Genomic DNA, 14,571 nt, shown 5'->3' on the forward strand with positions numbered 1-14,571 from the left:
CGGCGTGAAATTTCCTTTGCGATTTGGGCGTTCATCGCGATAAAGTCAACTCGCGCCCGGAAAACGACAATCGACTGGAGCCCCGCCATGCCCACCATGTTCGTTACTGGCGCCAATCGCGGCATCGGGTACGCGCTTGCCCGCGAGTTCGCCAAGCGAGGGTACGATGTCATTGCCACCTGCCGCGATCCGAAGGCCGCGCGCGGGTTGAACGAGCTGGCGCGATCGCCGGAGGCGAAGGTCGAGGTTCATCCGCTCGATGTCACCGACCACGCGCGCGTGGACGAATTGGCGCGCGAGCTGAAGGACCGCGCGATTGACGTGCTCATCAACAACGCCGGCGTGATGGGGCCGAAAAAAGAGCGGCTCGGCGCGATCGACTTCGCGGCGTTCCGTGACGTGCTCGAGGTCAACACGATCGCGCCGCTCAAGATCGCCGAGGCCTTCCGAACGCACGTCGCCGCGAGCGAACGCAAGACGGTCGTGTCGATCACAAGCGAAATGGGGTCGATCGCGCAAAACACGTACGGATCGCACTACCCCTACAAGACGAGCAAGGCGGCGCTGAACATGGCGATGCGCACGTACGCGATGGACGTCAAGGACGCGGGCATCATCGCGATCGTCATCTGCCCCGGCTGGGTGCAGACCGACATGGGCGGCGCGAACGCGGCGCTAAAGCCGGCCGAAAGCGCGCGCACCATCGCGAACGTCATCGAGCAACTCACGCCCGAAAATTCGGGGCACTTTTTTTCGCAAAGCGGCAAGCAGGTGCCGTGGTGACCGGCCGGATTTCGCCCACGCCGCGCCCAACGCCGTTGACGGCGCCACGCGCCTTGAAGCGGCCGCGCTCGCGTGGTAATCAGCATTCGCCGCAAGCGCGGCGGATACGGGTGTAGCTCAACTGGCAGAGCACCGGTCTCCAAAACCGGGGGTTGGGAGTTCGATTCTCTCCACCCGTGCAGACGATTCGGGGGTTTCGTATTGGCGAAACCCCCGACGTTTTTTTGTGCGTTAATGCGCGATTCCCCGTCGCGACGCCCGCCAGATTTCGCGCCCCGGTCCGCCCGGCGCCGGTTCGGCTTCGGGCTCGTTTTCCGATTCGGGTTCCGGCGTGGGTTCCGGTGCGGATACATCCGTTTTGTCCTGCGTCGTCACGGCGTGGGCGGGCGTTTGCGGTGTATCGGCCGGCGCCCCCGACGGTGCGGCGTCTTTGTCGCGTCCGAACCGGAAACGGTACCCGAAGCCGATCTCATATCCCGGCCCGGAGGCGTCGTCGAGATCGCCAAAACCGTCGATCGTCACGTAGCGATACGTACCGGCGCCATAGATCCGCCAGCCCGCCGCCCAGGACTCGCGGCGGACGCTCCCACCCGAAGCGTCCTTCTGCTCCGGATGCAACCGGCGCCCAAGGGAGGCGAATGGATAGAAGTTCATTTCGACCGCGAGGTCGTAGCCCGCGCTGGATGCGTCCTGCCGAATTTCCAGGTGATCATCCTTGATCCGCTGATCGAAGGCGTGAAATGACATGCCAAGCCGCGCGCCGGGCTCGAACCATTTCGTGACCGCGTGCCGATACTGCACGCCGACACCGGTTCCGATATCCGAGAATTCGACATCGACTTCGTCGCGATATTTGTGGTCGGCTTCGTATGCGCCGTAGGCGATGTACGCGCCGAATCCTTTGTAAATCGTCGAGTCCAACGCGAAGCCGTATCCCGCCAGGTCCGCGCCGCCCATCAGTTCGTTCCAGGCGTCGTCGCCGGGGAAGACGCCGCCCATAAAGAGGCTCGGTTCAAGCGTCCACTCAAACGCACGCGCGGGCGCGGCAACCGCCGCGCAAGCCAGCACCGCGGCAATGACGATTCTCATTTTCATTGCCGATCCCCCTACTCGATCCATCGGTGCATCGAGATACTTTCGATGACGACTTTGGACTGGCCGTTCGCCACGTCGATGACGGAAAGCGGCATGAGCTGCGTTTCGTGGACGACGATAAGCCTTGTGCCGCTCGCGTTGAACGCCAGCGCGTAGGGGCGCACTTCCGTGCCGACGGTCGTCTGTTGCCAATCACCCGCGCGGACGAGCGTGACGGAACTTTCGCCCTTGTTCGCGGTAGCAAGGATCTCCCCGTCGTCGGTCATGGCGAGGGCGACGGGGTTGAGGCCGACCGCGACCGCCGCCTCCTGACGCAGCACGCCGTCGTCGTCCAGGCGAAACGCGGCGAGCGCGTTCATCGACTGGCCGAGATCGTCGGCCTCGTAATGCAGCGAGTAGAGGGTCTTGCCGTTGCGGCCCCAGATGAACGCGCGCGGATTGATCGGCGACGACACAAACTGGCCGAACATGTGATCGATCGATTGACGGATCTCCAGATCGGGACGCTCCGCGATCTGGAAGGCGTCACCATCGTCGTCGCCGGTGTCGTCGTCATCGCCGGTGTCGTCGTCGCCGCCGGTGTCGTCGTCGTCGCCGGTGTCGTCGTCATCCGCTCCCTTGAGGGCGTCGTCGAACTCCTGCTCGAGCGCGTCGATGAATTCCTCGAACGTCATGTCTTCTGGAAAGTGAACGGCGAGGATCGAGAACTGCTGCGTGCTGCCCGGTTCCTCGAACGGACTTTCCCGATTGCCGATGACGAGAAACCGCTCACCCGGCGTGCGCGCCGGCCCAAAGCTGACGATCTGCGGGCGATCGATGAGGCCGGTGAGGTCGTCCGCGAAAAACGGATACCCGAGTAAAAATTCGGACGTGTAATGCAAGGCCGTGCGAAGGAAAGAGAGCAGCGTTTCTTTCGTCTCGAGATTGACGATCTCGATGTCGTCGCTGTCGTAATTGGCCACGGCGAGGTAGCGCGAGCTGGGATCGAATGCGAGCGAGGCCGGCCCTTGCCCGACGAGAACCTTCCATTGCCACAGCGTCCCCGCCTCGATCAGCGTGACCGATGAGCTGTTGAAGTTCGCCGCGGCGATCCACTTGCCGTCCGGCGAAAACGCGACATCGCGCGGATAGAACCCGACGTGGATCGTTCGTGCCGCGAGCGATGCGGAATCGATCACCGTGATCGAGCCGCCCTGCTCGTTGGCGACCGCGACCGCATTGCCGTCCGGGCTGACATCGACATCGCGCGGCTTCTTGCCGGTCTTCACCTCCTTGATGTCGTCCAGATTGTCGAGATTGATCCGGTACACGCGGTCCATGTAGCGGTTCGACGCGAACAGGTAACGCTGTCCCGGCGTCTTTTGCGGCGTGACGATCGACGCCGGGTTCGGCGCGGTCGTGGGCCGGTCTGTGTCTTCGAAATCGCATGCGCCCAGAAATGGCGTGACCGCAAATATCGACGTATAAAGGACGCATCGTAATAAAGAGAAACGGCGCATGGCACCCTCCGAAGTCGAGGGGGGGGGAAATATCTTCCCGCCTCCGATCAGCGCCCCAGTCCTGTCATTCGGATTTTTGCGGCAACCCGACGCCGGATGAAGACGCCAGTATTCGATTCTGGACACGTATGTCAAGAATTATTTTCGTGCCGCGGCGCGCGACGGCTGCATGACAACCTCAGCACCCGCAACAGTTCCCCGCCGAGTCGTCATCTTCGTCGCCGGCGTCGTCTGCGTCGTCATCGGCGGTGTCATCGTCATCGTCGTCCGGCACCGTTGTCGTCGTTGATGTCGCGGGCGTGGTCGACGTCATTGAGTTTGTCGGCCGTGCGCGCACGCCTATTGGAATATCGCCGCGGCCGTCGCATTTCGGGCGCGGAGCCGCGCACTCACGGAACCGCGGACCCTAAGGCGATCATGCCCCGCCCCCGCAACGATCTTCGCCATCGTCGCCGAGGGTGGCAGGATCGCCCGTGTCAACTGAAGCGTCGTCCGGATTTTCGCCGTAGTCCATTGCGTCATCGTCAAAAGCGTCGTCGTCTAAAGCGTCATCGTCGGACGCGTCGTCATCGGTGGAGTCGTCGTCGCCGGTGTCGTCATCCGCCGGCACGGTGGTCGATGTCGTAGGCGACGTCGTTGTAGACGTCGTCGTGGACGGCGGCACGGTCGTCGTGGCTGTCGGATCGACGCCATAAAAAAGGCACGCGAAACCAGAACTCTGTTCTTTTCCTGAATGGTACGGCGCTCCAATTATGATGTCGGCCGCGCCATCCGCGTTCGTATCGCCAGCGTCGGCGACGGGTATACCAAGCCCGAACGCCTGACTCCCGTCGGCGTACCAATCCGGGACGTTTTGGAGGGTGGCGCCGTCGCCCAGAAAAACAAAAGCGTACGGTTTGGCGAGCGACCCCCCATGGTAACTCCCGATGACAACGTCGTCGTTGCCATCAGCGTTGACATCACCGGCGCCCGAAACATAAGCTCCAAACGCAAACCCTACTTCATTTCCTTCAAGCACCCACGCTGGTGTGGATTCCAGCCCGGATACCGTTCCGAAAAACAAATACGCGGCTCCCTCGTCGGGCTCAAGATTTTTGTATCCTGGGGCACCTACAAGGACATCGTCGTACCCGTCGCCGTTGATGTCTCCGGCACCGTCAACCGTAGACGCGAATCGCGCATTCTTAAACGAGCCTTCGAAAAACCACGCCGGCGTCGTCGATAAACCGTTGTCTGAGCCGAGAAAAAGATACGCCCGTCCCACTTCGAAGTCACCGTTGTCGAAGTAACGCGCGCCGACGACGACGTCGTCATAGCCGTCGCCATTTACGTCGCCGGCTCGCGCAACAGATCCTCCGAAGCTCGCTTCGGCCTGTTCACCTTGTGTAAACCATGCGACAGGGGGCTGAAAAAAGTTGGCGCTTCCGTGAAACACAAGAATGAGGCCCATCTCGGCATTGCCGTACTTGTAATCCGGGGCGCTTACGATGACATCGTCGTATCCGTCACCATTTACGTCGCCAGCCTGCGAAACGGCGCCGCCCAACGACGCGTACCCTTTCTGCCCCTCATATGCCATCGCAGGCGACGACTGAATTCCCTGATCAGAACCGAGGAAGAGCAGGACGCGACCTTCCCCCATTTGGCCGTTGGTAAATCCCACGGAGCCGACGATCACGTCGTCGTAACCGTCGCCGTTCACATCACCCGCTCCGGAAACGTCCGTTCCCAGAAAGGCAAAAAAGCGAGGGCTCTCGATCGACCAATCCGGATTCGGCGCGAAACCGCTGGGCGTCGAGTAGTACGCGTACGCGCCGCCGGCATACGGCCAAAAGATGCCGCCGCCGGCGCCGACGATGATGTCATCATAGCCATCGCCGTTGACGTCGCCCGCACCGGACACGGATTCGCCGAATGTCGCGTATGTGCGGACACCGACATCGCTCCACGCCGGGCTCGTTGCCACGCCCACGCCTACGCCGAACAGTTCGTCGGCCCATGCGAGCGGTCTGGAGAAAACTGCGATTAATGACACGACGCCAAGAAAGAAAAACGAATTTTTCATATTTTGCCTCGATCACTCGTAGGCCGTCAGGAAGATCGAAATTCAACTTCGAGCATTGTACAACCAACAAGCGCGAAAAAAAAAGAAATTTCAGTGCCAAATTCAGAAATGCCGGCGCGACGTCGTCACTCTGATCGACGCGAAGCGTCTCGTCCCGCGCCAACACGTGCGTAAATCCTTGCTTTGCTCACATTGACCGCCCAGAAGCGATTTTTCGATATTGGCGCTGCAACACGCACGTTCGCGAACTCACCCGTTGTCACCTGATGCGCGGCAGCAGATAAATCGGCGAGCTCCACGCGCGCTCTTCGTTCATGACAGCGCAGTTGTCGTCAAAGGGTGTGCGAAAGTCGCCGTAGCAGGGATCGGCTTTCACGCAGGCGCCCGATTCGTCATACTCGCAACGCACCCCCGCCGCGTTGATTGCGGGCGACGGCTCCTCGATGGCGCGCACGTAGTACACCGTCTCGCGGCCGAGCGTCGCGTATTCCGGATCGTCGAACGTCGCCGAACACCCTTCGGGCGACGGGGGACATTCGTACACGCGCCACGGGTCCTCGATCAAATCCTCGATCGGCTCGTCCGGCAACACTTGCGGACGGATGCGAATCACCTCGATGCGCGTGATGAGGCGGCGTTCGTCCGACGGAAAATCGCATTCACCCCGGCAGACGCGCTCGGTGCGCTCGGCGCCAAGTGCGCGCAGCGTGCGTTCGGGGCATCCGGGATTCTGCTTGAACGATCCCGCCGCGTGGACAATGAAGCGCGGCGTCGTGCCCGATTCGACGATCGATCCCATCGGCGCACGCTCGCCGCCGGGCGCGATGTGGTCAAACCAAAGCAGGATCTTCGGCCCGCTCGTGCCGTAGACCTCGCGGCGCTTCAGGGCTTCCCAGATCGAATCGCGTTCGCGCGTAGCCCCATGCACGGCGACGAGCCCGCCCGTCATGAAAAAGCTCGACGAGCGCTCGAAGTCCCAAAGCGGCAGCGAGATCGCGGACAGCAGTTCGTCCTCGGCGTCGGAAAGCGACATGGCGTACGGCCGCTCCCTGCGCGGACGGCGCACCACGTTCGCGACGCGCGCGCTCGTCGGGCCGACGGCGTCGGTCATCTCCTGGCGGTCGATGTCCTTGTAGCCGTTGCCGGCGCGCGCGGTGTGCGTGTCGCTGGATGCGATGAAGCCGAAACGGAAGCGCCCGGGTTCGCCTTCATTGTCAAACCCGCCGAGCACAAGCGCGCGCTGCGCCGCGCCGCCGGGGCGATAGCTGAACGCGGCGTTGAAACAATCGCGGCACTGATCGCAATCTTTCCAGTCCGCGACCGTCGCGCCGGGGACCGTATGAATGCCGCCCGCGCCGGCCGAAAGAAAAATGCGCATCGCCTCGTCGACGTTCACCTGGCATTCGGCGGACGCGGGATCGGCGCACCGCGAACGAATGATCTCGCCGGCTCGACGGCAACAGGGCTCGAAGTCCCGCGTCGCCGCCGGACAGATCGGCGTACCGTCCCCGTCGAACTCCACCGCGCGCCAGGGGCGGTGCTCCTCGGAATTGCCGTGGCCGGAATAGACCTCAAAGAGAATCTGGCGATCCGGGTCGTGCATCCCGGGCGCGAGTTGTTTGTCGATCGAGGCGCCGGGCGGCGTGTAGAGCCCCCACGTCGTTCCGTGCGGAATGACGATCGATTCCATTTGCCACTCGTCGAGTTTCCGGAACAGCTCCGCGGGCGTCGTGGCCGTCTCCATGCAATCGTCCGGCAGTTTGCGCGTGTTCACGTCGCTTGCGCACACGGGCGTTTCCGCGACCGCCGTTTGCAGGCCCACCAGATCGAGCAGGTACGGCACGTTGGCCGGATCAGCGGCAAGAAGGCGCACGACATCCGAAAGCGGCGTTTTCGTCGCCATGGCGCGCGCCGTGTCAGGGCTTTGCGCATTGATCGGGCGCGCGGGGACCTTGTCGTCGTCGAGGTCGCGGAGGATCACGTTTTTGTGCCCGTAGTGCGCGTTCGGCGACGGCGCGACGTGCGACCACTCCCATCCCAGATAGGCGATGACATCCGGCTCCTCGCCGTCCGGATATTGATTGCACGCGCGGATCGCGCGCCGGGTTTCACGCCACAAAGGCAGGGTGATGTTTTCCGCGTGGTCGTTGATGCTGAAAAAATCGAGATCGGAGCAGTAGCGCGCGAAATCGCAGGCGTCGGAAACCGGATGGGCCTTGTCGCCTCCCATCATCGGCAGCGACATGAAAAACGCGTCCATCGAATAGGTGGAATGGACGTGGAGATCGCCGAACAGGATCGGCAACGTGTCGGGCGGCGGCGCGGCCTCGCCGCGCCCGGACCGCACGCGCTCGACGATCGGGGCTTGTCGCCCGGCGCGCGCGGCGATGAAGGCCCGATCTGCCGCCGGGATCACCGGGTTGCCGGCGGACAGGTCGTCGCCGTTCCCGCAACCGGCGGTCAACGCCACGAGCGCGGCGGCGACCGCCGGCCATCGAAATCCACGATCATGATTCGGCACCGGGGAAGCTTGCCGAAAATTTCACGCGCGCACCAGCGCGGCGGGCGCGTGCGATCAGTTCCGGTATCCGAGATCCTTGTCCCGGCGATGCCGGATATCGGAGAGCGTGAGTTGGCGGCGCGCGAGGGCATATTCAGGGTCGGCGCGCAGCGCGCTCTCGAACAGGCGACAAGCGCGGTCCGGGTGGCCGTCCTCCTTTTCGAGAAGGCCAAGATAATAACTGGCGTCCGCGCAGTCATTCCGGTCGGCCAGGATACCGCGCAGCACGCGGCGCGGATCGCCGATGCATTCCGCGCCGCATTCAATGGCGCAACGGTTTCGGAGATACGCCAGAATGGCGAGCGCGGAGCTGTTTTCCGAATCCCGGTCGAGCGCGTGACGCGCCTGTTCGCAGGCCCGCTGAAAACGCTGCTGTTCGATCTCGTCCCGGGCCGAGGCCAGCGCCGCGGCGACATCGGCAATCGGTGCGTTCAACGAAGCCCGCGTCTGACCGAATGTCGTCGCGGTGACATCCGCGGTTTCGTCATTCGTCCGCGCAAAGCGAAACGTGCCGGTCAATAGCGCGAGAAACATCCGGCGGGAATCCGCCTCGCGATCGGGCGACGCCTCCAGGATTTCCGTGGCCGCGACCCCGTCCATGGCGAAAATCGCCGCGCGCTCCGCGTCCGACAGCATCAGCGTCCGGGCCGCCTCGGTGAACGCGTCGTCAACGTGCACCGTCTTGCCGGCATCCAGGTGTTTTTTCAGGGCTCGCACGACCGCGGCCGATTCGAGATGGCGCAAAATGGCGTCGCGCAGCAGCACCCCGGCGGGCAGATCGACGCGCACACCGTCGTCGAGCGTGTCGCCTTCGTGGAAGGTCACGTGCGAACCGCGCCACAGTCGGGAAAACGGCAGCAGGAGCTTTTCGAGGATATGATGACGCAGGGCCTCATGCAGATCGTACCGGCTGATGGCGCCCATCTCCACGAGTTCCTCGCCCTGCCTCCGTCCCGCGCGCTGCGCCCGTTCATGACTGACATCGCGTTCGCGCCGGGTGATGACCCCCCGGCGGACGAGGTAGGAGCCGAGCGTGTCGCCCTCGATGTAGTCGCTGGTCATCCGGTGGACGCGCCCCCGGCGGATTTCGATGCAAAGTCGGCTCGTGCCGCGCCGGATGCAGATCGTGCCACCGGGTGACGTTTCGCCCGACGCCTTGTAAAAAAGTTTGCCGAAGGCCACCGGCCGCAGCCGGTCTACGTCGTTGCCGCCGGGCTCGGTTGAACCCTCGTGCGTCTCGTCCGGCGCGCGCCGCTCCGTTCGGCGGGCCGGCGATTTGGGCGGCGGAGATTGAATCATCCGTTCGACCGCTTCGAGAAGCGCCTCGGGATCGAGCGGCTCGGGCAATTCGAGATTGACGCCGCGGGGCGGCCGCGTATCCAGGCGCGGCGCCACGATCGCGATCGGCGCGTGTTCATGATTGCCATCCGCCCGGATGGCATCGACGATCGCGGCGATCTCGTCCTGCGGCATATAGCCGTCGAGCAGAATTCCGTCGTAAACGACATTCCGCAAATGTTCGGTGAGTTCGGCGCCGTCGCGCGATAAATTCACCAGATATCCCGCGTTTTTCAGATAAGCGGGATATGTTTCCCGAATTCGGTTCGAGGAACCCACCAACACGATTAGTTTCATGTCACACCGTCCCCATTTATTTTTCGGTCAAAGCGCCGCCGCCTGAAAAAGCCCGGCGGCGATATTATCTTTCAATGCTCGCCGGTCCGCCATTGATCCTGCGCAAGCGCTCCCGCTTGACTTGGCCCGATTCCGCCGCAACGCCCGGTTCATCCGCGAAAACCCATTTGCCGACTCGATCGATCGCGGATTTCCGCGAGGGTCAACTGCCGCCTGGCGCGTTCGTGGTCCGGGTCGATCCGTAACGCTGTTTTGAAATGACGGCGCGCCAGGTCGCGCCGCCCTTCTTCGCTTTCCATCAAGCCAAGATAATAGCTCGCGTCGGCGCACGGTTCACGTTCGGCGATCGCGCGCCGCAGGGTCTGGCGAGCTTCCGTGATGCACTCGTTGCCGCATTCCACGGCGCACCGGTTGCGTAAAAAGGCCAAAATGGCCAAAGCGACGAGATTTCCCGGATCGAGCTCCAGGACCAGACGTGCGCCGGCGCAGGCCGCCATATATCGCTTCTGATCGACGTCCAGATGCGCCTGTTCGACAAGCCGGCCGAAATCAGCCGGAGAACCCGCGGAATGCGGCGCGGGTTTCTCGCGCGGCGAAGAATCATCCGGCGCGTCCGCGCGATCCGCACGCGACTCGATGCGCGCGGCATCGGTCAGAAGGATGAGGAAAGCCAGGCGCGCGACGACATTGCTATCCCCGGGCTGCGCCAGAATTTCCGCGACATGCCGGCCATTCATTTCCCCAAGCACCTTCGTGCTGAGCGAGGTAAGTTCGAGCATGCGCGCGTCGTCCTCGACGCCGTGGTCGATCCGGATCGTTCCGCCGTCGCCGGCGTGTTTTTTCAGGGCGCGATGAATGGACGGCGAATCGAGGCTTTTCAGGACCGCGTCGCGCAACAGTGCGCCCGCGGAAACGTTGATCCGGATCCCTTCATCGAGCGCCGCGCCTTCGTGAAAGACCATCGTCGCCCCGCGCCAGACACGGGAAAACGGCAGCAGCAACTTCTGAAGAATCTGGTGACGCAGGGCGTCCTGCAGGTCGCGCGCGGTTATCGCCCCCATTCCGACAAGCTCTTCCCCCTGGCGCCGATGGCCGGATCTCGCACGCTCGAAACTGTCGTAACGCTCCTGTTCGGTGATGAAGCCTCGGCTGACCAGATAAGCGCCCAGCGCATCGGCCTCGATAAAACTGCTGGCCACGCGAACGACGCGGCCTTTGCGGATTTCGACGCAGAGCCGATCGTCGTTGCGCCGCAGGCATAGGGTGCCGCCGGGCGAATCCGTGCGGGCGATCCTGTAAAACATCTTGCCGAACGCGACGGGACGTACCGCGACCGGTTCGGGCACGAACGCCGGATCGTCCGAACCCGCCGGGAATTTGGCTGGCGGGCGCAACCGGATCTCGACCGGCCGATCGGACTCGCGGGACACGGTCGGCGACGGGGTGGGCGGCGGGTGGATCAATTCCTCCACAAGCGACAACAATTCGAGCGGATGAGCCGGCCCGGGCGCGTGACGGTTGACGCCGGGCGGCGGCGTCCGGCCGCCCGGCGCATCCAGAACGGCCACCGGCGTTTCCCGGCATTCCTCAAGCGACCGGATCTTCCCGACGGTTTCCGCGACCTCGTCCTCCGGAAGCGACCCGTCAACCAGAAAGGCGTCCGCGACGATCCCGCCGAGATGATCGGACAATGGAAGGGCACCCTGAAATAACGTCACAGAGTAACCGTATTCCACGAAAAACTTTCGATAATCCGCGACAATCTTTTTTGAACGACCAATCAAAATCAGGCGTTTCATGGTATCGTCCCCCTTTGCACCACGGACCTTCAAGGCTGCATCGCTCATGCGCCCTCAACAGCCCGAAGTCCTTATAAAAATGGACATTTCTTCCATTTATATCCTTAATCGAATATCCGAAAAATCGGAGCGCCAATCACTTCGTTGCCACAAAAATAACCGTAGATTAGCGGACGCGAAGAAGTCAAGATATTTTTTTAATCGACTCGAATATTTGTTCGTCGTCTCTCGGCTTTGTCAAATTATAGAACATTGTCCCGTTTGAATCCATAACATTACATACTTGGCCCGATGATGCCGCGGAGCGGCCTTCGCGCCATAATCGCGGGAAAGTCCGCGTTTCGCGGCGCGTCCGAACGAATCACGCCCGCCAGCGATACAGAACCTGGACCGCCATAACCTCGGCTTCAAACGTGGGCGGCGCCTTGTGTTCGAGCGTGACGCGCCGCGGATCGACCGTCACGCCGGCCGGGCGCGCGTCGCCGTCCATCAACTGCTCGGCGATTCGGGCCGCGAGCGCCTCACCGATTTCGCGAGCCGTTTCGCGATCCCAGTCCGCGCCCGTGCGCTCCTCGACGGGGCACGCCATGGCCGCCGTGCCAAACGCGCCGCCCTTTTCGACGCTCGCGACGCGGATGCCCAGGCGAGGCAGCGTCGCGCGCAATGCCGCATCGATGCGCGCGCGCCAATCCTCAAGATCGAGCGGCGTGTCCATCAACAGGACTCCGGCGCGCCGGCGCGGATCACGAGGTCGATTTGCCGCTTGACGGCGATTGGTGTTTGCATTGGAGTTGACCGGCTTTTGAGCGGCGTACGGCCCCGGGCGAGGACGCGCGCCAATTCGACAGGAGGGACTATGATGCGATGGATTCGGATCCTGATGCTGGCCGCGGTCGTCGCGGTTTTTGCGTTCGGCGTGTCGTGCAGCGACACGAATGTGCTCGGCGACATGCTCACGGGCAACGTTATCCCCCTTTTGCCGCTGGCGTTGCCGATCTTCCCGACCGACGTGACGCTCGACGGCCTGGCCGCCTCGGTCGAGGACGAGCTTGACGATATCGGCATGAGTTTCCTTTTCGACAACGACGACGTTCTGGATTTCCTTGACGACGTCGAGGAGAAGATGCGCGAAGCGTCGCTTGAGATCCTGCAGCCCGGCGTGTTGTCGGTCGCCATCGACAACCAGATCACCGAGGCGATCCGCAGCGTCGTCGAGGTGACGCGCGTCGGCGTCAATTTCTCATTCGAAAACATGACGGACGATTATGTGGCGGTTCCGACGGAGTTCAAGCTCTTTTTGGGCGAGGCGTCCGCGGCGGAGGCGTTTGACGATTCGACGACGATCCAGTTCGCCGACGAGCGCGTCGAGAACGGCCAATTCGTGGTCCCGCCGGGCGAATCGATCGAGCTGTCCATCGCGAACGTCCCGCACCTGGTGGACATGCTGAACAATGCCAAGGCGATCGGCATCGGCTACAAGAATCTCTACCGCCCCGCGGACGTCGACAACGGCGCGGACGTGCCCGGCGTGTTTCAAAAGTTCGGCCTGTGCCTTGTCGAGGGACTGGTCGCCAATACGACCAAAAATTGCCCGGGTATCGACGAATTGCTCGGTTGGCATCTTTCGCTGAAAGACTTCGAGCTTGTTCTCGATGCCGAGGCGGACATCGAGATTCCCGGCGTCGAGGATTGCGCCGATTTTGCCGACTCGTTCGGCCTTGATCGGCTCAAGGAAGCCTGCCCCTCGTCCTGATCCGTTTCCGTTCGGAATCGGGTTCGATAGCGCCGTTCGTCGCGATTTGCGCCAACGGCGCTTTCATTTATCGACCTTCGAAAATCCCGTGCATGCGCCATCGCTTATGTGCATAGCGAGCGATATTTATGCGCTTAGGCCTGCCAACCGTGGATTTTTGTGCGATATCATACATAATTACGCATCCATGCCACGTATCTTGAACGTATCGAAATGCATTCGATTGCGGAAAAAGGAGCCTGTCATGGATGAATTTGAGCGTACTCAACGGGAAACACGGCGAATTTTCGCGCTGATGGGTGAAACCCCCCGTGGCGGGCGAACGGAAGAGCGGGACGGCGACCCGCTGCTGGCGATCGCGATGTATGAAATGGAAAAGGAGCATACGAAGCGGGATTTCCAGAAAAAGAAAATTCCGTCGCCGCCAATGGTCCGGTCTGTATTGGACCCAGACACCTCCGGTTCGTGACGACCCGCGAGCCAGATTGATAACCGAACAAGCGCCAATTGACGACGGCGCGAGCGTGTGGGCTCGCGCCGTTTTTTTTCGCGCGGGCCGGGTTTTGCGGCATTCACGACCCACGCGACGATGTTCTTCCTCCGGCCTGCCGCGTCGAAAAGCGTTTGATTTCCCACGGCGTCGATCTTACGGAAATGCGAATTCACGCGCCCTAAAGCCGTTTTGCCGGGTAATCTACCTCCACGTCCGACGCACCTTTTTTTCTCCTGAAATTTTCTGAGGTCGGACGAGGAGGTCAAGATGCGAAATTCGATCGTTGTTTCGTTTGTGATGATGTTTTTCGCGGCGACGCTTTTCCTTGTCGCCGGCGCGACGAATACGAATGCCGCCGGCGATGACAAGGCGACACCCGCGCCGGGCGAGATGGCCGAACAGACCGGCTGGTCGCTGCGGGTGTGCCCGAAAAACACCACCGCCGAGGCGGTTGAGATCCATATCGGCCGCGGCGACGACAAGGCGAGTCATCGCTTCTGGAAAAAGTGGACCAAGGGAGAGGCCACGGAAATGACGTTGCCGTCCGACCTGGTCAACGCGCCGGAAATCTGGGTCATGGGCAAGACGATGCCGCCGGACCAGAGGACCGAGATGTGCGTCGTTTATAACGCCAAGGTCGCGAAAAACATGGAGTTCGACGGCGACGACACGGAAAAAATCAAAATGGAGGATGACGGCGAGTGCGGATGCTGACGATCTGGGCATCAAGCGCCGCGTAAACCCGGGCGCGGCCCCGTTTCGAGCAGGGCCGCGCCCTTCGTTTGCGACCACCGCGGCGTTTACGGCGTCGGATTCGGCGTTGCGGTCGGAGCGGGTGAAGGCGACGAAACCGGGAGCGGTACCGTCGGTGCGGGCGGCGGCGTCGTGC

At 62.3% G+C, this 14,571-nt stretch carries 13 protein-coding genes and 1 tRNA gene; 7 read left to right on the forward strand and 7 right to left on the reverse strand.

Features of this window, described 5'->3' with window-relative positions; translation table 11 throughout:
* Nucleotides 1–87: 87 nt before the first annotated feature.
* Nucleotides 88–783, forward strand: coding sequence for an SDR family oxidoreductase (locus K8I61_17520; protein ID MBZ0273843.1), 696 nt, complete (start codon nt 88–90; stop codon nt 781–783).
* 106 nt (nt 784–889) lie between these two features.
* Nucleotides 890–962 (forward strand) — tRNA-Trp (locus K8I61_17525).
* 52 nt (nt 963–1,014) lie between these two features.
* Here K8I61_17525 and K8I61_17530 read toward each other — a convergent pair.
* The 6 genes from K8I61_17530 to K8I61_17555 form a co-directional block, all read right to left on the reverse strand.
* The gene (locus K8I61_17530) at nt 1,015–1,872 is read right to left on the reverse strand and encodes a hypothetical protein (GenBank protein MBZ0273844.1); all 858 of its coding nucleotides are present in this window, start codon (nt 1,870–1,872) and stop codon (nt 1,015–1,017) included.
* A gap of 17 nt (nt 1,873–1,889) precedes the next feature.
* Nucleotides 1,890–3,377: a beta-propeller fold lactonase family protein gene (locus tag K8I61_17535; protein MBZ0273845.1), complete on the reverse strand. Its 1,488-nt coding sequence runs from the start codon at nt 3,375–3,377 to the stop codon at nt 1,890–1,892.
* A 415-nt stretch (nt 3,378–3,792) separates the two neighbouring features.
* Entirely contained in the window at nt 3,793–5,343 is a 1,551-nt protein-coding gene (locus K8I61_17540; GenBank protein MBZ0273846.1) for an integrin alpha, read from the reverse strand.
* Nucleotides 5,344–5,701: 358 nt separating this feature from the next.
* On the reverse strand, nt 5,702–7,963 hold the full coding sequence (locus K8I61_17545; protein ID MBZ0273847.1) for a DUF3604 domain-containing protein: 2,262 nt from the start codon (nt 7,961–7,963) through the stop codon (nt 5,702–5,704).
* A 54-nt stretch (nt 7,964–8,017) separates the two neighbouring features.
* Entirely contained in the window at nt 8,018–9,556 is a 1,539-nt protein-coding gene (locus tag K8I61_17550) for a hypothetical protein (protein ID MBZ0273848.1), read from the reverse strand.
* Between the two features lie 230 nt (nt 9,557–9,786).
* On the reverse strand, nt 9,787–10,134 hold the full coding sequence (locus K8I61_17555) for a tetratricopeptide repeat protein (GenBank protein ID MBZ0273849.1): 348 nt from the start codon (nt 10,132–10,134) through the stop codon (nt 9,787–9,789).
* A 24-nt stretch (nt 10,135–10,158) separates the two neighbouring features.
* Between K8I61_17555 and K8I61_17560 the strand changes: the two genes are divergently transcribed.
* Entirely contained in the window at nt 10,159–10,899 is a 741-nt protein-coding gene (locus K8I61_17560; protein ID MBZ0273850.1) for a hypothetical protein, read from the forward strand.
* A gap of 249 nt (nt 10,900–11,148) precedes the next feature.
* Complete coding sequence (locus K8I61_17565; protein MBZ0273851.1) at nt 11,149–11,349, forward strand: hypothetical protein; 201 nt, start codon at nt 11,149–11,151, stop codon at nt 11,347–11,349.
* 448 nt (nt 11,350–11,797) lie between these two features.
* On the opposite strand, the gene K8I61_17570 is transcribed toward K8I61_17565, so the two are convergent.
* Nucleotides 11,798–12,151: a hypothetical protein gene (locus tag K8I61_17570; protein MBZ0273852.1), complete on the reverse strand. Its 354-nt coding sequence runs from the start codon at nt 12,149–12,151 to the stop codon at nt 11,798–11,800.
* Nucleotides 12,152–12,292: 141 nt separating this feature from the next.
* On the opposite strand from K8I61_17570, the gene K8I61_17575 reads away from it, so the two are divergent.
* The 3 genes from K8I61_17575 (at nt 12,293) to K8I61_17585 (ending at nt 14,396) form a co-directional block, all read left to right on the forward strand.
* A complete protein-coding gene (locus tag K8I61_17575; GenBank protein ID MBZ0273853.1) occupies nt 12,293–13,189 on the forward strand; it encodes a hypothetical protein in 897 nt (298 codons plus the stop codon).
* Between the two features lie 244 nt (nt 13,190–13,433).
* Nucleotides 13,434–13,658 (forward strand): hypothetical protein, encoded by a 225-nt coding sequence (locus tag K8I61_17580; protein MBZ0273854.1) that lies wholly within the window; start codon nt 13,434–13,436, stop codon nt 13,656–13,658.
* Nucleotides 13,659–13,949: 291 nt separating this feature from the next.
* Nucleotides 13,950–14,396, forward strand: a complete 447-nt coding sequence (locus tag K8I61_17585; protein MBZ0273855.1) for a hypothetical protein — start codon at nt 13,950–13,952, stop codon at nt 14,394–14,396.
* The last annotated feature ends 175 nt before the right edge of the window (nt 14,397–14,571 follow it).

This window comes from bacterium, assembly GCA_019912885.1.
Lineage (GTDB): Bacteria > Lernaellota > Lernaellaia > JACKCT01 > JACKCT01 > JAIOHV01.

Excerpts from the sequence above, each read along its gene's own strand:
- K8I61_17575 (MBZ0273853.1), top strand. The coding sequence starts at position 12,293 with ATGATGCGATGGATTCGGATCCTGATGCTGGCCGCGGTCGTCGCGGTT.
- K8I61_17580 (MBZ0273854.1), top strand. The coding sequence starts at position 13,434 with ATGGATGAATTTGAGCGTACTCAACGGGAAACACGGCGAATTTTCGCG.
- K8I61_17520 (MBZ0273843.1), top strand. The coding sequence starts at position 88 with ATGCCCACCATGTTCGTTACTGGCGCCAATCGCGGCATCGGGTACGCG.
- K8I61_17555 (MBZ0273849.1), bottom strand. The coding sequence starts at position 10,134 with ATGGCGGCCTGCGCCGGCGCACGTCTGGTCCTGGAGCTCGATCCGGGA.
- K8I61_17560 (MBZ0273850.1), top strand. The coding sequence starts at position 10,159 with ATGCGCCTGTTCGACAAGCCGGCCGAAATCAGCCGGAGAACCCGCGGA.
- K8I61_17530 (MBZ0273844.1), bottom strand. The coding sequence starts at position 1,872 with ATGAGAATCGTCATTGCCGCGGTGCTGGCTTGCGCGGCGGTTGCCGCG.
- K8I61_17535 (MBZ0273845.1), bottom strand. The coding sequence starts at position 3,377 with ATGCGCCGTTTCTCTTTATTACGATGCGTCCTTTATACGTCGATATTT.
- K8I61_17570 (MBZ0273852.1), bottom strand. The coding sequence starts at position 12,151 with ATGGACACGCCGCTCGATCTTGAGGATTGGCGCGCGCGCATCGATGCG.
- K8I61_17585 (MBZ0273855.1), top strand. The coding sequence starts at position 13,950 with ATGCGAAATTCGATCGTTGTTTCGTTTGTGATGATGTTTTTCGCGGCG.